The sequence below is a fragment of the Acinetobacter sp. F9 genome, assembly GCF_019195275.1.
GTDB lineage: Bacteria > Pseudomonadota > Gammaproteobacteria > Pseudomonadales > Moraxellaceae > Acinetobacter > Acinetobacter pseudolwoffii.
The window spans coordinates 2103423-2121904 of record NZ_CP078068.1 but is presented as its reverse complement, the minus strand read 5'-3'; the positions used below and the strand labels follow the sequence as shown (position 1 = coordinate 2121904).

Here is an 18482-nt window from a genome sequence, read left to right as displayed (position 1 = left end):
TTAGCTCTTATTAAAACTTACTTGTTATGAAAAAGCTATCTTGTTCAGGCCTTGTTCATCCATTTTTTTTGATCATTATCATTATACTGATCTCAATTCCGATGGGTTTCTATGGCATGTATCTCTATATTGCCCCATCTTTGCCTGAAATGTCTACGCTTAAAAAGGCCCCTTTATTAAAGCCTTTACAAGTTTTTAGTTCAGATAATGAATTAATTGCCGAATATGGAGGCAAGCTTTCTGTTCCCGTGAAATATGAACAAATTCCGCCCGAGTTTATTCATGCTTTCCTTGCCGCTGAAGATTCCAGCTTTTTTGAGCATAGCGGGATCAGCTTTAAAAGTTTGGGACGCGCACTCAGTGAGACGGTAACCGGCTCGGATGTACAGACCGGTGGTTCAACCATTACCATGCAAGTGGCAAAAAACTATTACCTTAGTCCTGAACGGACGCTGAAGCGTAAACTGACTGAAATTTTTCTGGCCCGTAAAATTGAGCAAAGCTTAAGTAAAGAAGACATTCTGACCCTGTATGTCAATAAAATTTTTCTGGGGAAAAATGCTTACGGCATCGCAGCAGCAGCTAAAATTTACTATAACAAGAGTTTAGAAGAGCTTTCAATTGCACAAATGGCGATGATCTCTGGACTGCCTAAAGCACCTTCTCGATATAATCCGGTGGCCAATCCCAAACGCGCCCTGGAACGTCGTAATTGGATTTTGGGTCGTATGCTGCAATTGGGCTATTTAAACCAGAGCCAGTATCAGCAAGCCATTGCTGAACCGGTAAATTTAGATATGCCTGACCGGAGTACCCGAAACAAATTCCCGTATGTCGGTGAAATGGTACGCTCTGAACTGGTACAAAATTTTGGTGAACAGGCGGTAGATTCTGGTTATAAAGTCTATACCACCATCCATAGTGAACGTCAGGCCTATGCGGAGCAAGCGGTACAAGAAGGTTTAGAGGCTTATGACCGTCGACATGGCTGGCGTGGTGCTGAAGCAAATGATCAACCCCTCGACAAGTTCCGTGCCTATGCCAATACCTATCCCGCGCAAGTGACTCAGGTGGGTAATTCTAGTTTTGAAGCACTCATGCAGGACGGAAGCAGCGTGACTGTTCCCTGGTCAGGTATGTCCTGGGCGCGTCGCTTTCGTAACGTCAACAGTGTAGGTGGCGCACCGAGCAAAGCGTCCGAAATTGTCAAAGTCAAAGATATTGTTCGTTTAAGACCCAATGAAAATAAAACCTCGTGGTCATTGGTGCAGATCCCCAATGTGCAAGGACAATTGATTGCCATCAATCCAAATAATGGTGCGATTGAAGCCATTGTCGGGGGATATAACTTTTATCAGTCGAAATTTAACCGTGCAATCCAAGGCTGGCGTCAACCCGGCTCTACGATTAAACCTTTTGTTTATGCACTGGCTTTAGAACGAGGCATGACACCGCATACCATGGTGAATGATGCGCCAATTACCATTGGCAAATGGACACCTCGTAATTCAGATGGCCGTTATCTGGGGATGATCCCGCTACGCCGCGCACTATATCTTTCGCGCAATACCGTTTCAGTGCGTTTATTACAGGCTGTCGGGATTGAACGTACCCGTCAGCTGTTTATGGATTTTGGTTTACAGGACAATCAGATTCCGCGTAACTACACCATCGCACTCGGCACGCCTCAGGTTCTGCCGATTCAGATGGCGACAGGTTATGCGACTTTTGCCAACGGTGGTTACCGGATCCAGCCACATTTCATTACCCGTATTGAAGATGCCTATGGCCATACCATTTTTGAGGCTCAGCCTGAATATGCGTGTATTTCCTGTATCAATACCGAAGAAGAACCTGCTCAACCGGCCGACACCATGACCGCAGATGATGAAGCGATTGCAATCAACAATACAAGTCTAGAACAGAAACAGGCTGCACCCAAAGTCTCTGCTGAAGACAGTAATTATCGTCAGGCACAGCGTATTTTAAAATCCAGCTCTGCCTATGACATGGCCAATATTCTGCGTGATGTGATTCAGCACGGTACCGGCCGTGCGGCCTTAAGAATCGGGCGAAATGATATTGGGGGCAAAACCGGAACCACAAATGACGCCAAAGATGCCTGGTTCGCAGGGTTCAATGGCAAACTGGTTACCATCACCTGGGTCGGCTTTGACCAGCCTAAAACCTTGGGACGCCGTGAATATGGTGGTGTGGCAGCCTTACCGATCTGGACCGACTTTATGGGCAATGCCTTAAAAGGTCAGCCAGAAGCATGGGTGCGTTTAGACCGTAATGCCAAGGCACCAGTGAATCGAAGCAAGGTAGTTCAGGGTGATGAAGCGCAGAATGATCCGTCTTCACCACCAATGGCCACTGCGCTTTACCGCCCGGCACCTGTGGTCGTCCCGAAACGGACAGAAACGGATTTCGAAGATCTGCCGGGACAGGAAATCGCTGTGCCAGATGCTGCTGAAACAACCGCTCCGCCAGAACAGCCGCTTCAACCAAGCAAAGTGGACGCTTTAGAAAACCTGATTCAAGAAGTGCAATAACCACAACCGACAAACTGATATAAGAAAGCCCTCAACAATGAGTAATGCTGATCAGTTAAGGAGTTTATAAGTAAAATCTTTAATTTTTTAGTCATTCACGACGGAGTCTTAACGTTCTAAATCAAATACTTGTAAATCATTTGTTACTTTGGTTTCGCCCAAATGAGAAGCGAAGCTTCGCAAGGAAGGCATCTTGCGGAGCAACACTCCTCACCGCAAAACTCGTCAGCCACCATCGACTAGTAAATTTGTCGCAGAAATAATCATTTTTAATCTTGCGGTGCAATACACCTCATGTCTCAAACAGTTGCGGATGACTTTTCTACCTATCAAGTATGATCATGAATTTAAAAAATAAAATGCCAGTCAATTCCTTAATTGACTGGCATTACTCAACAATGAGGGCATTTTTATCGGTGAATTTTTATTTTTTCTGAAACAGATAGATCTGATATTGCGCCAGCAATTTAAACTGATCCTGCTGTTCAAGTACCAGACGGCGTTCAGGTTTGGCCTTGTAAGCATATGGCGTCATAGCAATCAGGTTTTTTAAATCTGTCTGTGGCAAAGTCATCGGGGCATCAATCACCTGCTCACTGAGCAGATCAAATTCATCTTGCAGTTGCTCAACAAACTTTTGCGGTTCGTGGGGTTTCACTTCTTCAAAAAGTGCCTCACGCATCGCATATAAATGCTGTGGCGCAGGTGTCACCACCATTAAATAACCTTCAGCTTTTAAAACCCGTAAAATTTCCTGTTTTGGGATCGGGCTGAACAGGCTGGTACACATATCAATCGACCCATCCAGCACCGGTAAAGTCGCCCCGGTTCCTACGACCCAGGTGATATTTTTATTGAGCTTGGCCGCGACCTGAACGGCATTTTTGGCAATATCCACCCCGACGCATTGCAGCACTTCAGCCTGCATGGCATCAGTATAGTAGCCTTCACCACACCCAATATCTAAAAGATTTTCAATACGCAGCTCTCGGAGCTTCTCCACCACGGCCTGTTGCAAAGGCGCATAATGACCCGCACTCAAAAATGCACGACGTGCCTGGACGGACTCAGGCGTATCCCCAGGATTTTTACTGTGTTTATGTTGCACCACATGCAGGTTCACATAGCCTTGCTTGGCCACATCGTAGCTATGATGATTCTCACATCGCCATGTTCTTTCATTTAAGCTCAACTGCTGGCGACAGACTGGGCACATGAGTAAATTCATCATTTTCTCCAAAACAAAAAAGCCGGCCTGCGCCGACTTTTTTCAATGCATCTCTTAGCGCAATTTTAAGGTCATTAGACCCAAAACCACCAGCATAATTGTAATAATCCAGAAACGAATGACGACTTGAGTTTCACGCCAGCCTTTCTTTTCATAATGATGATGCAGCGGTGCCATCAGGAACACGCGTTTATTGCGCATTCTTAATGAACCAATCTGCAAAAATACTGAAATCGCTTCGACCAAGAATACACCCGCCATAATCGCAAAGACGATTTCCTGACGTACCATCACGGCAATCGTCCCCAACATCGCACCCAGTGATAAAGCACCGACATCACCCATAAACACTTGGGCAGGATGGGCGTTATACCACAGGAATGCCAGACCGGCACCAATCATCGCCGCACAGATCACCACCAGTTCAGAGGAATATTTCACATAGGGAATATGCAGGTAATTGGCAAAACGCACGTCTCCGGCCAGATAAGCAAATACACCCAGACCTGCTGCAACCAGTACAATTGGCATAATCGCCAGACCATCCAGACCATCGGTGAGGTTTACCGCATTGGATGCACCATTGATCACAAAATAAGTAAAAATAATGAAGCCAATCCCCAGTGGAATAGCCGACAACGGAATCGTCAAATCTTTAAAAAATGGAATCAAAAGATCCAGCATATTCGCGGTATGTACCGGATTGGTCTGCTGCTGTGCAATCACATACAAGGCAATACCGACTCCCAATGCACCGACCGAAGTCCAGAAGAATTTTTTCTTCGCAGGCAGACCGGCATTGTCTTTATAACGAATTTTAATCCAGTCATCCGCCCAACCCACGGCACCGAAGATGACCATCACCGCCAGTACAATCCAGACATAAGGATTGGAAAGATCCGCCCAAAGCAGGGTCGAAATACCGATTGAAAGCAAGATTAGTACCCCACCCATGGTCGGTGTACCCATTTTCTTGGCATGGTTTTCAGGGGCATACGAGCTGACCGCCTGACCATATTTGAGTGCCTGAAGCTTGCGAATCATGATAGGACCCAGCACCAGACCAATGGTCAATGCCGTCAGGACACTGAGCAACGCACGTAAAGTTAAATAACGAACCACCTGAAACGTGCTGTCAAAGCCCGCCAAATGTTCAAAGAGCCATAACAGCATTTAGAGTTTCTCCATCAATGCAGCCATCAATGTTTCCATATGGGTATAACGCGACCCTTTAAACAGAAATGACATCGGCTGAGGTTGATGTGTTTCAATCAAATGAATTAAAAATGGCAATGCCTGCTCCTGATTCAGGAAAGCCTGCATTTTCTTGCCATATTGGGTACTACGTGCACCTTCCTGTGCGGCAGGTGCAAATTCACCCACAGCCACCACAAAGTTAATGCCTTTGACCGAGACCAGATCTCGACCCAGCTTATAATGTTCCATCGCAGCCGATGAACCGAGCTCACCGATATCACCGGTCACCATGACCCGGATACCCTGCTGCTGTGCCAAAACTTCAGCTGCTGCACGCATTGAACCAGGATTGGCATTGTAGGTATCATCAATCAGCAAATACTGTTTGTGTTGAATAAAGTTCAAACGGCCTTTGGCACCCACAGCCTGCTCCAGACCGGTCACAATATCATCCAGACCAATCCCGATTGCCAAAGCAAAGGCAGCCGCTGCTGTGGCATTTTCAACATTATGCTCACCGGCAAAGGGCAGCTGAACTGTTTTCGAAGCTTGTGGTGTATTCAAGGTAAAGGTAGAAGATTGCGCATCAAGCACGACATCGCTGGCATACACCTCACCGCCGGCACCAAAACTTAAGCTTTGTTCAGTTTTGACCGCCTGACGAATGGTTTCAGTAAAATCATCTGCGGCAGGAATAATCGAGGTTTCTGTAATATGCGCGTAAATTTCAGATTTGGCAGTACAAATGCCATCACGGCCACCGAATTCACCCAAATGCGCAGTGCCGATATTAATGATCCCGGCCACATGCGGCTGTACCATGTTTGAGGTGTAATCAATTTCGCCCTGATGACTGGCACCCAGCTCCATCACTGCATACTGATGTTCGGAACGTAATTCGAGCAACATCACCGGTACGCCGAGGTCATTATTCAGGTTGCCACGCGTGATCAGTGTCGGCGCAAGACGAGACAAGATGCTCCCCAGCATTTCCTTGGTGGTGGTCTTGCCACTGCTGCCGGTCAAGGCAATGACTTTGAGCTGAGGATTCTGCTGACGACGGTATGCGCCCAACCGCCCCAGTGCCAAACGGGTATCGTCTACGACAAGCTGGCAGATATCAATATCGAGCGGTCGACTGACGATCGCAATCTGACAGCCGCTTGCTGCTACTTGTGCCACAAAATCATGGGCATCAAAGCGCTCGCCTTGCAGCGCAAGGAAAGCATCCCCTTGTTCAGCATCACGCGAATCGGTCAGAATACGTTTGATGGCGTCTGCCGGTTTTTTATTATTGAGCCAATTGCCTTGAGTCGCTTGTTCAAGCTGTTCTGCTGTCCAAGGTGCAAGTGGCACGGTACTGGTTGTTGAGGTATGCATATCTGAATCCTAATACGCTGGATAAGCTGAATCTGCGCTGTGATGCTGGGCATCAATCGCGGCTTGCACTTCGACCACATCATCAAACCAGTGACGTACACCATCAATTTCCTGATAATTTTCGTGACCTTTGCCTGCAATCACCACGATGTCCCCTGCCTGCGCGTGTTTAACGGCAAACTTGATCGCTTCACGACGGTCATGAATTTCATGGTAGCTTTTGCCTAAAAAGTCGATGCCATTTTTCATATCGGCAAAAATTTGTGCAGGATCTTCGGTTCGCGGGTTATCGGAAGTCAAGACCGCAATATCCGAACCTTCTAATGCTGCTTGGGTCATCAGTGGACGCTTGCCGCGGTCACGATCGCCGCCACAGCCAAAGACGGCCCAGAGATTTTGCGCAACATGACGTTTTAAAGTGATGAGAACCTGAGTCAAGGCATCAGGTGTATGCGCATAATCCACTACAAATAGGCGCTCGCCATCACGCAGCACCTGCATCCGGCCTGGTGCACCTTTGAGCTGTGGCACAGTCGCAATCAAGCTACTTAAATCAAATCCGGCCTGCTCTGCCATGATCAGACTGGCGACCAAATTTTCAATATTGAAATGTCCAAGCAGCGGACTGTTCACAACATATTCAGCAGAAGCAGTTTTCAGCTTAAAGGTCGCACCTGAAATGCTGTATTGAATATCCTGAACCTGATAATCCGCAGCTTGACGGGTTGAATAGGTCAAAATTTCTGGCTGTGAGGGATTGTTGCGCGCTGCATCAATCATGATATGAGCATGCGCATCATCCAGGTTGATGACAGCCACTTTTAAACTTTCAAATTTAAATAAAGCAGATTTGGCTTCTGCATAAGCTTGCAGCGTCCCGTGATAATCCAGATGATCGCGACTTAAATTACTATAGCCCGCAATCTCGATATCACAGCCATTCAAGCGACCTTGCTCCAGACCATGCGAACTGGCTTCAATCGAGGCAAATTTAGCACCGGCTTGAGCATAAACATGCAAAGCATTTTGCAATTGCAAAGCATCGAGCGTGGTATGCGACGAGGCTTCCAGATTTGGCAAAATCCCGTTACCTGTAGTCCCCATCACTGCACAAGCTTTGCTTTGCAACATGAACAGTTCCGCAACCAAACGTGAAATCGTGGTTTTACCATTGGTGCCGGTCACTGCAAGAATACCTGCAGCCTGAACAGGTTGGCTGGCTTGTAAGTATTGTTTTTGCCACTGTCCCATCAAATGTCGGACATCAGCAACCACCAGATTGGGTGAGATATCCAATTCGATTTCAGAAATCACCGCTAAGGCACCCTGCTCTAAAGCTTTTTGTGCAAATACTGCCGTTTTTTCTGGTTGTGACAGACTGGTCAAGGCAATAAAAATTTGCCCTGCCTTAACTTTACGGCTATCCAGTTCGAAACCCTGAAAGGCTTGGGTCATCCATTCAGCAGTATCCTGAACGGCGTAGAGATCTTTAAATGTAATAGACATTGATCACCTATTTACTGGACTTTGGGAGATTCTAAAGGTTTGTCCAGAGGGACATTTAGCAGACGCAAGGATTCCTGCATCACGCGTGCAAATACCGGTGCCGATACCGTACCGCCGTAATAGGTGCCTTGCGGATTTTCGACCACCACCACCATGGCAATACGCGGATCACTCACGGGCGCTACGCCAGCAAACAAAGCCCGGTATTCATTGGTAGAATAGCCTTTACGATCGGCACGCAGTTTATGCGCAGTACCGGTTTTCCCTGCCACACGATAACCCGGAATTGTCGCGCGCGTGGCGGTACCGCCAGGCAGAGTTGCTACTTCCAGCATAAGCAAGACCTGATCTGCAATATTGGCATCAATCATTTGCTCACCCTGCGGCTGTTCTTCCAGCTTGTACAGGCTCAGCGGCATTCTCACACCCTTATTGGCCAGCATGGCATAGGCATCCGCCATTTGCAGCACAGTAGCATTCAGACCATAACCATAGGACATGGTTGCCACTTCTGACACATTCCATTTACTTGGTGGCAAGATCAGACCGGCACTTTCACCCGGGAATCTTACTGCTGAGCGTGAGCCAAAACCCAAGCGTTTATAGAAAGTAGGTAGAGTTTCATACGGCAAAGACAAGGCCAGTTTGGCGACACCCACGTTCGAAGATTTCTGGATAATACCGCCCAGTGTTAACTGACCATAGTTATGCGTATCACGAATGGTGTGATTGCCAATTCGCATACTGCCCGGTGTAGTGTTGACCACTGAATTGGCCGTATATTTACCACTTTCCAGAGCCATTGCCACGGTGAAGGGCTTCATGGTCGAACCCGGCTCGAAGGAATCCACCGCACCACGGTTACGCATGGCATCCTTGTTCAGCAGACCATTTTTATCATTCGGGTTATATGATGGCCAAGATGACAAGGCCAGAATTTCTCCGGTTTTTACATCGACCGCAATCGCAGTCGCAGAACGGGCATTATTGGCCACACCTGCCGCAGTCAGTTCACGGTACATAATATATTGCAGACGCGAGTCGATACTCAGGGTGATATTCTCGCCCGGCTCGACTTCTTTAATCACTTCCGGCTCTTTAACCCGGTTGCCTTTTTTATCCCGGATAATCTGCTGCTCACCATCTTCACCTGCCAGACGGGTATTGAGCTGCATTTCCAGACCTTCAATCCCGGTGCCTTCACTATTGGTCAGACCAATAATCTGTGAATTGGGCTGTGGCTGCGGATAATAACGTTTGTAGTTTTTCTCGGTATACACGCCTTGAAAATTACGCTTCATGATCAGTTCAGCCTGTTGTGGCGGAACTTCTTTTTTCAGGATCAGATAACGAGAACGCGGGCGTTCTTGCATTTTTTTGCGTAGTTCTGCCCGATCCATACCGACTGCATCGGCCAGTTCATCCAGATTCAGGTTTTTATCCGGCAACTGGCGTTTCAGCTTGCGGCTATCTGGCTCTTTTTCTAGTGCCAGTATGGTCTCGTCATAGAGTTTTTTATTGTCAAAATAGTCACGTGGATCAATCACGATTTTCATGATCGGCGTACTGATCGCTAGCGGCACCCCATTACGGTCATAAATTACGCCACGCATGGCCTTGATGGTATTGGTTCTTAAAATATTGGCATTGGCTTTATTTTGCAAAAAATCCTTATTGATAATCTGCACATAGAAGGCACGGCAAATCAGTGTAATAAAACACAGCAACACCACCGCCCACATGATATAGAAACGATTGATATACACATTTGAGGCGTTTTTGTCGGTAACTGATTGTTTTTTACGTACCGCTTGCTTCTTTCTTTTGTCTATCATGTCCGAGCGCTAGCCTTATTTTTTCTCATCTGAAGTTTGTGGTAAAGAAATGACGACACTTTGTGAAACCGGGGGAGAATACATGCGCAGCTGGGTGACAGCACGTGTGCCAATCTGCGCAGTTGCACCAAAAGTTTGCTGTTCAATTAACAAGCGCCCCCAATCTGCATTCAGGTCATCACGCTCACGCAGATAAGTGCTCAGTTTTCTGGTGTCCTGACGATATTCAAACACCTGAAATACCACAAAGACTGCACTGATGAAGACCATCAGTATCAAGACGAGATAGATGCAGGCTTGTTTAAGCCACAACTTTTCTGTTTTTTTATCAACCACTTCAGTTTTCATGATGTGCCTATTAAGCTAAACGTTCTGCGACCCGGAGCCATGCACTACGTGAACGAGGATTGGCTTTGACTTCTTCGTCACTGGCTTTTACGCGGGATACCTTCTTTAAACGTCGTGTATCTTTTTGCTGCCCCGGCATTCCCCAGCCAAAATCTTCGTCTAATGTGGATTCTTTTTGAATAAATTGTTTGATCAAACGGTCTTCCAGAGAGTGAAAGCTAATTACGGCCAAACGTGCCTCAGGTTTTAAAATCTCAACTGCTTGAGGCAAGAAGATTTCAATATCTTCTAATTCTTTATTAATAGCAATACGAATCGCCTGGAAAGTACGCGTCGCAGCATGCTTATTTTTTTCCCATTTTGGATGCGCGACTTTCACAATTTCCGCAAGTTGAGCCGTGGTATCAATCTGCCCTGCCGCCTTGATGGCTTTGGCAATCCGGCGACTATAACGCTCTTCACCGTATTTAAAAATGATATTGGCCAGTGCTTCTTCTTCAATTTCAAGCAGCCATTCTGCTGCAGTTGGACCTTGAGAATTGTCCATGCGCATGTCTAGCGGGCCATCTTTCATAAAACTGAAACCACGTTCGGCCTGATCCAGCTGCGGCGAAGACACGCCTAAATCTGCCATCACCCCATCCACGGTCTCAATCCCAAGCTCAGCCAGTGCGTCTTTCAGATCGGCAAAGCTGGCATGAATAATTTTAAAACGTGGATCCTCTTGTTCTAAGATTGCTGCCGTCTCTAGGGCCTGAGGATCTTTATCAAAGCCATACACACGTGCATGTTCATCTAATTTTGATAACAATAAACGGGTATGTCCGCCACGACCAAAAGTACCGTCTACATAAATTCCCGTATTGCGACCTGCCAACAAGGCATCAATCGTTTCGTGAAGTAATACAGAAATATGTGACATAAAAACTCAATCAATAGGGCGAAAAATTTAACTGCACATTATCACCCTGTTTCAGCAAAGCTCCAAACGACTTTTTGTAGATAAATATTACTTTCCATAGAGAAAACCGTTTTTATTTGAGTGACGTCAATAAAAAAGCCTCCGCAAGGGAGGCCTGTTTATCTATAATTCGTCTTCAAATCAGCAGATTAACGTTTTGAGTTATAGATCTGATCAAAAATCGCGCCATTCACAAAATGGGTTTTCTGTGCATTGGCCCAGCCACCAAACACTTCATCAATGGTAAAGGTTTTGATTTTCGGGAATTGTGCTGAATATTTGGCTAATACTTTCTCATTGCGCGGACGGTAGAAATGTTTGGCTGCCATTTCCTGACCCAATGGGGAGTACAGGTAGTTGATATAACCTGTTGCCAACCATTTATTGCCATTTTTATCCACGGTACGATCGACAATGGCCACCGATGGCTCGGTCAAAATCGTAATTGACGGATAAATAATATCAAACTTGTCTTTACCCAAAGTCTTTTGGGTAACCAGTGCTTCATTTTCCCAAGTCAGCAATACATCACCAATGCCACGCTCAGCAAACGTGGTCATCGAAGCACGTGCTGCTGAGTCCATCACTTTGACATTTTTATAGAGTTTACCGACAAAGTCCTGTGCTTTGGCTTTATTACCCCCCGGCTGTTTCTCGGCATAGCCCCAGGCAGACAGGTATACCCAACGTGGCAAACCACCGGTTTTCGGGTTGGGGGTAATAATTTCTACGCCTGGCTTGGTCAGATCACTCCAGTCCTTGATGCCCTTCGGATTGCCCTTGCGCACCATAAACACGATGGTTGAGGTATAAGGTGCAGAATTATGCGGAAACTCTTTTTGCCAGCCGGGTTGAATCTGACCAGATTTCACGATTTCTTCGATGTCATTGGCCAGCGCCAAAGTCACCACATCGCCTTTTAGGCCATCGACCACCGAACGTGCCTGCTTGCCCGAACCACCATGTGACTGTTTAAAGTTCACATCCAGACCGGTCCGGTTTTTCCAGTAAGCACCAAATGATTTATTGAATTCATCATAGAATTCACGGGTTGCATCATAAGACACGTTTAGAAATTGACGATCAGCCGCCTGTGAGACAGTCGCTGTCAAGCCTAGACCTGTAGCCAATAAGGCAACGCTAAATAAGGATTTTAATTGATTTTTCATGAGCGCACGGGAGTTTATCTTGTATAGATATAACTATATGAAATAAAATCATTTATCGCAATTCAACCTACAACATCACAACACGATATAATCAAAGGTTTTTTGCTCTTAATCATCTGTTTTTAAAAACAAAATATAGCCAGTCATTTCACTTATTTCGAATATATAGAATTTTATGCATTAAATATAAAAAAAACGGATAACGCTTTATCCGTTTTCTTCATTCAATTTAGATTCAAGCTTGTTATCGCTTTTCATTATAAATCTGGTCATAAATCGCCCCATTCACAAAATGGGTTTTTTGCGCTTTTTCCCAGCCACCAAAGACTTTATCAATGGTAAAGGTTTGAATTTTCGGAAATTGGGCGGAATATTTGGCAGCCACTTTAGCATCGCGTGGACGGAAGAAATATTTCGCAGCCAACTCCTGCCCTTTCAGGGAATACAGATAATTCAAATAGCCTTTCGCCAGATTGGCATTGCCATTTTTATTCACATTTTTATCAACGATCGCCACCGATGGCTCGGCCAGAATTGAAATAGAGGGATAGATGATATCGTACTTGTCCTTACCTAGACCTTGCGTTGCCAGCAAGGCTTCATTTTCCCAAGATAATAGTACATCGCCAATACCGCGCTCGGCAAAAGTCGTCAGTGAACCACGGGCACCGGAATCCAACACTTTGACATTTTGATAAAGCTTTTTGACCAGATCTCGGGCTTTGGCATCATTGCCACCGGGCTGTTTCAGCGCATAGCCCCAAGCAGACAGATAGATCCAACGTGGCGCTCCACCAGTTTTCGGGTTAGGCGTAATAATCTCGACACCCGGTTTGGTCAGATCATTCCAGTCCTTGATTTGCTTGGGATTAGCCTTACGCACCAAAAAAACGATTGTCGATGTATAAGGTGCTGAATTATTTGAAAACTCTTTTTGCCAGCCTTTCTCGATTAAACCGGCATTGACGATTTCCTCAATGTCATTGGCCAAAGCCAAAGTCACCACATCGGCCTGCAAACCATCGACGACCGAACGTGCCTGCTTGCCTGAACCGCCATGTGACTGTTTAAAATTGATTGTCTGTCCGGTTTCCTGCTTCCAGAACTGGCCAAACTCCTGATTATATTCTTGGTAAAATTCACGGGTCGGATCATAGGAGACATTCAGGAAATCTTTGGCCATTACATTTTGCATGGTGGTTGCAGTAAATATTGTCAAGATTGCGGTTGCTATTATTTTTTTCATGTTATGTGACTCATTATTGAGATAACCACACTGTATAAATAAAAAATAAATATAACAATCATGTGTTTATAATAATATTGATGATCTATTTCTGATTTTGAGATATCTGCTAACAATTAAACCTGGATACATATTCTGCTAAAAAATTAATCTCCTGCTACAATATAAGACAGTTCTTCACGTTCTCTTCACAGTTGTCTGTTAAAAATAGGCCGCCAAAAGAGAGATTTACGATTTTTAGTAATTTTCCATAGATGTTATATTAATTTTTTGTAAAAAATGTGACTTGGTTCTACTTCTTTATAATCAACTGTGATTAAATTGTAGACGGAGTATTAAAAAAACATTTTTAACAGAATAAAACCAACCAGAAGCAAGGAGGAAGTTTGGATATGAAATTTAAATTATTCACAGCTAGCATCCTAAGTCTGATCATGCTGTTTTCGATTCAACTGGGTCATGCCGTCGTTGTGAAGACAGATTTGCAGAAGGCCTCAGTCACTACTGTTGAAAGCAAGACATCGCCGATTGAAAAAGCAATTCAACAACAAAAAAGCGAAAAAACCCTGCATACAGACGATAATCTTAAAGTCTTAACTGCGCTGAAAGTCGCACCTTCACAAAATTTCTTTGCAGCACAAAATTATCGCTTTACCCGCTTCGTACAAAGCATATTTTCTAGCGATCATTCTTAATCAGTTTTAACCAACTCGAATAACAGCAGGATTTAAAGCCACATCACTGAATGTTGAATAAAGCATTAAGTGATGTGGCTTTTTCGCTATAATAGAACCAAATTTATATTCTAGATTATATCCGGCTATGACTGTTCGTACTCGTATTGCACCTTCTCCTACAGGTTTTCCTCATGTAGGTACTGCCTATATTGCCTTGTTTAACTTATGTTTTGCTAAACAGCATGGGGGTGAATTCATCCTTCGTATTGAAGATACCGACCAACTGCGCTCAACACCTGAATCTGAAAAAATGATCCTGGATTCATTGCGCTGGCTCGGTCTCAACTGGTCTGAAGGTCCAGATGTGGGTGGCCCACATGCACCGTACCGCCAGTCAGAACGTATGGATATTTATAAAAACTATGCGCTGGAACTGGTTGAAAAAGGTCATGCCTTCTACTGTTTCGCCACTGCCGAAGAACTGGATCAAATGCGTGCTGAACAGCAAGCACGTGGTGAATCTCCACGTTATGACGGTCGAGGCTTAAACCTTTCTCAAGAAGAGGTCGAGCGTCGTTTGGCTGCTGGCGAAGCACATGTGATTCGCATGAAAGTACCGACTGAAGGTATTTGTAAATTTAATGACATGCTGCGTGGTGAAGTCGAGATTCCATGGGCGCAGGTCGACATGCAGATTCTGCTGAAAACTGACGGCTTGCCAACCTATCATTTGGCCAACGTGGTAGATGATCATTTAATGCAAATCACGCATGTGATTCGTGGTGAAGAATGGATTCCATCTGCACCGAAGCATCAGTTGCTGTACCAGTACTTCGGTTGGGAGATGCCGGTGCTGTGTCACATGCCACTGCTACGCAACCCGGACAAATCAAAATTGTCTAAGCGTAAAAACCCAACTTCAATCAACTATTACAAAGATATCGGTGTACTGCCTGAAGCCTTGTTGAACTACTTGGGTCGTATGGGCTGGTCAATGCCAGATGAAAGTGAAAAATTCACATTGGTAGAAATGATTGAACATTTTGATATTAAACGTGTATCACTCGGTGGTCCAATCTTTGATGTTGAAAAACTCAACTGGCTCAATGGTCAATGGATCAAAGCCCTTTCTCCTGCTGAATTGCTCGATACGCTGCTAGCATGGAAAGCAGACCGTGCCAAATTAGAAGAAATCGCAGCTGCGATTCAACCACGTATCAACTTGCTGTCTGAAGCAGTGAACTGGTCTGCGCATTACTTCAACCACTTCCCGACACTGACTCAGGAGCAGTTTGTCAGCAAAAAACTGTCTGACGAACAGGTACGTCAGAGCTTGCAGTTTGCCATTTGGCGTTTAGAAAGCCTGTTCACCTGGAACAACGACACGGTCAGCCAAACCTTGATGGATTTGGCAGCACAAATGGAAATTAAACTGCGTGACTTCATGCCGGCCTTCTTTATTGCCATTGCCGGTTCAACTGCATCTACCCCGGTGATGCAGACTATGGTCACCATTGGCCCTGATTTAACCTTCGCACGTTTACGTCATGCGCTGGAAATTGTCGGTGGCCCAAGCAAAAAAGAGCTAAAAGTCTGGGAAAAACTCAATGAAAGCTTAAAATTGCCGAAAAATGAAGCGGTTGATCAAGCTTAATTAATTTTTTTGTTGACGTGTGAGCGCGATATCCCTAATATAGCGCTCACACAGACTGGGGTCATAGCTCAGTTGGTAGAGCGCTACAATGGCATTGTAGAGGTCAGGAGTTCGATCCTCCTTGACTCCACCAAATCAAGTCTTGCTTTAGCTGTGTAATGCCTCAATTGTCCCTATCGTCTAGAGGCCTAGGACATCGCCCTTTCACGGCGGTAACCGGGGTTCGAATCCCCGTAGGGACGCCATATTCAAGATTACTTTTGAAGTGGTCTTTTAAAAAACCCAAGCATTATGACTTGGGTTTTTTATTGCCTGTATATTTTATGTTGGGCAATATTTCGGTTTCTTCGCATCTTCCGATAAAATAATCAGTAATTTAGAATTTTGGAGTTGTAATGCAATATCGTTGCCCTAAGTGTCAAAGCCCGAAAATCATGCCGGTGGCCCAGCCAGGTCAAGCAGCTCCACGTCCGGTGGTTCCTAAAAGCCTGATGTTTCTGGTGCCCGCCCTGTTCCTATTATTATTGCTGGTGATCATCAGTATCGCGATGTGGATCTTTGGTGATGGTGCAGGTACAACTTTACAGACTGCAACCGTCATCGTCTTTATTCTTTCTTTGATTGCAGGCTTTATATTCTATAAAGATTTGCCTGATTTTAAAATTTCCATGCAGGCCTTCATGCAGACCCAAAAGAAATGGAAATGTCGCGAATGTAATCATGAGTGGGAAATCTAAGTCATTACCCACCACCCTATAAGCACAAAAACCAGCCCGAAGGCTGGTTTTTTATTTTAAAATCAGGGATTAAACACCAATTTTACGGTATTTTTGACGCTTCGCAACCAGATCATCACCATCGCGCTTACGGCGATATTCTTCAAACTCAGCATAGTTACCGGTGAAGAATTCAGGTGTTTCGCCTTCAAATGACAAAATGTGCGTTGCAATACGGTCCAGGAACCAACGGTCATGCGAGATCACCATCACAGTACCCGGGAACACCAGAATGGCATCCTCAAGCGCACGTAAGGTTTCGATATCCAGGTCGTTTGACGGTTCATCGAGCAAGATTACGTTTGCGCCCATTTGCAGGATTTTAGCCAGTTGTAAACGGTTACGCTCACCACCTGACAATTGACCGACACGTTTTTGCTGATCCTGGCCTTTAAAGTTAAAACGACCGATATATGCACGAGATGCAATTTCGTATTCGCCAATCTTCAAGATGTCTAAACCGCCAGAAACTTCTTCCCAAACCGTTTTGTTGTCATCAAGCGTGTCACGAATCTGACCCACATAAGCCACTTTCACCGACTCACCCAGTACCACAGAACCGGTATCCGGTTGTTGTTCACCGGTCATCATGCGGAACAGTGTGGTTTTACCTGCACCGTTCTCACCGACGATACCCACGATCGCAGCAGGCGGTACAACGAATGATAAATCTTTATACAGGGTACGATCACCAAACGATTTGCTGATGCCTTCAACTTCTACAACCTTGTTGCCTAGACGTGGGCCAGGTGGAATGTAGATTTCAGAGGTTTCGTTACGCTGTTGGAATTCACGCGAGTTAAGCTCTTCAAAACGCTCCATACGCGCTTTGTTTTTCTTTTGCTGGCCTTTGGCATTTGAGCGAACCCATTCAAGTTCTTTTTTCAATGCTTTAGCAAAAGATTCTTCTTGCTTGTTCTCTTGCTCTAGACGCGCATTTTTCTGCTCTAACCAAGAAGAGTAGTTACCTTGGTATGGAATGCCCATGCCACGGTCAAGCTCAAGAATCCACTCAGCCACGTTATCCAAGAAATAACGGTCATGCGTAATCGCAACGATGGTACCCGGGAAGTCTTTCAAGAAACGTTCTAACCAGGCAACAGATGATGCATCTAAATGGTTCGTCGGTTCGTCAAGAAGCAACATGTCTGGCTTAGACAAGAGCAAACGGCACAGTGCCACACGGCGGCGTTCACCACCTGAAAGCAGTTTAACATCGGCATCCCAAGCTGGAAGGTTCAGTGCAGCAGCTGCCTGATCCATCTGATTGGCAAGGTTATGTGCATCCCATGCATGGATAATGGCTTCGAGCTTTTCTTGCTCTTTTGCAAGTGCATCAAAGTCAGCATCTTCTGCTGCATATTCTGCAAATACTTCGTCAAGACGTGCCAAAGCATCCAGCGGCTCACGCAGACCATCTTCAACGTTGCCACGCACGTCTTTAGTTTCATCTAAAGGCGGCTCTTGCTCGAGATAACCGATTTTAGTACCTGGTTGTGCACGTGCTTCACCAGAGAAATCTTTATCTACGCCCGCCATAATACGAAGCAAGGTCGATTTACCTGCACCGTTTAGACCAAGCACACCAATTTTTGCGCCCGGGAAAAATGATAAGGAGATATCTTTCAGGATTTCGCGTTTCGGCGGCACCATCTTAGACACTCGGTTCATCGTATAAATATATTGGGCCACGTAGGACTCCTCAACTGAAAAACCAAATGGGGTTAAAACAACCACCCCAGCTCAAAAAAGAGCGAAAAAATAATCGGCTATTATACGCAGAAAGCTGCGAAAACATAAGCCATTGCCATGAACTTCAATGCATTGTTACAAGTTTATTTATGGTGATTTTTCAAACAGCTGATTTAAGTCAAATAAGTGCGTCGAATCCCAATTTATATATGATTATTTCATCTATCTATTTCAGTAAAATTGCACTTTTACTTATAT

Annotated in this window: 14 protein-coding genes and 2 tRNA genes; 6 read left to right on the top strand and 10 right to left on the bottom strand. The window is 45.2% G+C overall.

What is annotated here, in order from left to right; all coding sequences use genetic code 11:
* The first annotated feature begins 26 nt into the window (after nucleotides 1–26).
* On the top strand, nucleotides 27–2555 hold the full coding sequence (gene ponA, locus KT990_RS10020; RefSeq protein ID WP_218208724.1) for a penicillin-binding protein PBP1a: 2529 nt from the start codon (nucleotides 27–29) through the stop codon (nucleotides 2553–2555).
* A gap of 424 nt (nucleotides 2556–2979) precedes the next feature.
* Here ponA and KT990_RS10015 read toward each other — a convergent pair whose 3' ends face one another.
* The 9 genes from KT990_RS10015 to KT990_RS09975 all read right to left on the bottom strand — a co-directional run bounded on the left by KT990_RS10015 (nucleotide 2980) and on the right by KT990_RS09975 (nucleotide 13425).
* Nucleotides 2980–3783 carry a putative RNA methyltransferase gene (locus KT990_RS10015; RefSeq protein ID WP_218208723.1) on the bottom strand — a complete coding sequence of 268 codons (804 nt, stop codon included), beginning with the start codon at nucleotides 3781–3783 and terminating at the stop codon, nucleotides 2980–2982.
* A gap of 54 nt (nucleotides 3784–3837) precedes the next feature.
* Nucleotides 3838–4956, bottom strand: coding sequence for a phospho-N-acetylmuramoyl-pentapeptide-transferase (gene mraY / locus KT990_RS10010; RefSeq protein ID WP_005094334.1), 1119 nt, complete (start codon nucleotides 4954–4956; stop codon nucleotides 3838–3840).
* Nucleotides 4957–6360, bottom strand: a complete 1404-nt coding sequence (locus KT990_RS10005) for a UDP-N-acetylmuramoyl-tripeptide--D-alanyl-D-alanine ligase (RefSeq protein ID WP_100355177.1) — start codon at nucleotides 6358–6360, stop codon at nucleotides 4957–4959.
* A 9-nt stretch (nucleotides 6361–6369) separates the two neighbouring features.
* Complete coding sequence (locus KT990_RS10000) at nucleotides 6370–7866, bottom strand: UDP-N-acetylmuramoyl-L-alanyl-D-glutamate--2,6-diaminopimelate ligase (protein ID WP_100355178.1); 1497 nt, start codon at nucleotides 7864–7866, stop codon at nucleotides 6370–6372.
* A gap of 11 nt (nucleotides 7867–7877) precedes the next feature.
* Nucleotides 7878–9701, bottom strand: coding sequence for a penicillin-binding protein PBP3 (gene ftsI, locus KT990_RS09995; RefSeq protein WP_074383637.1), 1824 nt, complete (start codon nucleotides 9699–9701; stop codon nucleotides 7878–7880).
* 15 nt (nucleotides 9702–9716) lie between these two features.
* On the bottom strand, nucleotides 9717–10049 hold the full coding sequence (ftsL, locus tag KT990_RS09990; protein ID WP_005094344.1) for a cell division protein FtsL: 333 nt from the start codon (nucleotides 10047–10049) through the stop codon (nucleotides 9717–9719).
* Nucleotides 10050–10059: 10 nt separating this feature from the next.
* Complete coding sequence (gene rsmH / locus KT990_RS09985) at nucleotides 10060–10971, bottom strand: 16S rRNA (cytosine(1402)-N(4))-methyltransferase RsmH (RefSeq protein ID WP_005168904.1); 912 nt, start codon at nucleotides 10969–10971, stop codon at nucleotides 10060–10062.
* Nucleotides 10972–11159: 188 nt separating this feature from the next.
* Complete coding sequence (locus KT990_RS09980; RefSeq protein WP_005094348.1) at nucleotides 11160–12179, bottom strand: sulfate ABC transporter substrate-binding protein; 1020 nt, start codon at nucleotides 12177–12179, stop codon at nucleotides 11160–11162.
* A 244-nt stretch (nucleotides 12180–12423) separates the two neighbouring features.
* Nucleotides 12424–13425 carry a sulfate ABC transporter substrate-binding protein gene (locus tag KT990_RS09975; RefSeq protein WP_218208722.1) on the bottom strand — a complete coding sequence of 334 codons (1002 nt, stop codon included), beginning with the start codon at nucleotides 13423–13425 and terminating at the stop codon, nucleotides 12424–12426.
* 392 nt (nucleotides 13426–13817) lie between these two features.
* On the opposite strand from KT990_RS09975, the gene KT990_RS09970 reads away from it, so the two are divergent.
* The 5 genes from KT990_RS09970 (at nucleotide 13818) to KT990_RS09950 (ending at nucleotide 16493) form a co-directional block, all read left to right on the top strand.
* Nucleotides 13818–14120 carry a hypothetical protein gene (locus KT990_RS09970; RefSeq protein WP_005094351.1) on the top strand — a complete coding sequence of 101 codons (303 nt, stop codon included), beginning with the start codon at nucleotides 13818–13820 and terminating at the stop codon, nucleotides 14118–14120.
* 127 nt (nucleotides 14121–14247) lie between these two features.
* On the top strand, nucleotides 14248–15756 hold the full coding sequence (gene gltX / locus KT990_RS09965; RefSeq protein WP_218208721.1) for a glutamate--tRNA ligase: 1509 nt from the start codon (nucleotides 14248–14250) through the stop codon (nucleotides 15754–15756).
* 57 nt (nucleotides 15757–15813) lie between these two features.
* Nucleotides 15814–15889, top strand: a tRNA-Ala gene (locus KT990_RS09960).
* 36 nt (nucleotides 15890–15925) lie between these two features.
* Nucleotides 15926–16001: transfer RNA gene (locus KT990_RS09955), tRNA-Glu, on the top strand.
* 150 nt (nucleotides 16002–16151) lie between these two features.
* Complete coding sequence (locus KT990_RS09950; protein WP_074383638.1) at nucleotides 16152–16493, top strand: hypothetical protein; 342 nt, start codon at nucleotides 16152–16154, stop codon at nucleotides 16491–16493.
* Nucleotides 16494–16562: 69 nt separating this feature from the next.
* Here KT990_RS09950 and ettA read toward each other — a convergent pair whose 3' ends face one another.
* The gene (gene ettA / locus KT990_RS09945; RefSeq protein ID WP_005168915.1) at nucleotides 16563–18224 is read right to left on the bottom strand and encodes an energy-dependent translational throttle protein EttA; all 1662 of its coding nucleotides are present in this window, start codon (nucleotides 18222–18224) and stop codon (nucleotides 16563–16565) included.
* Nucleotides 18225–18482: the final 258 nt, after the last annotated feature.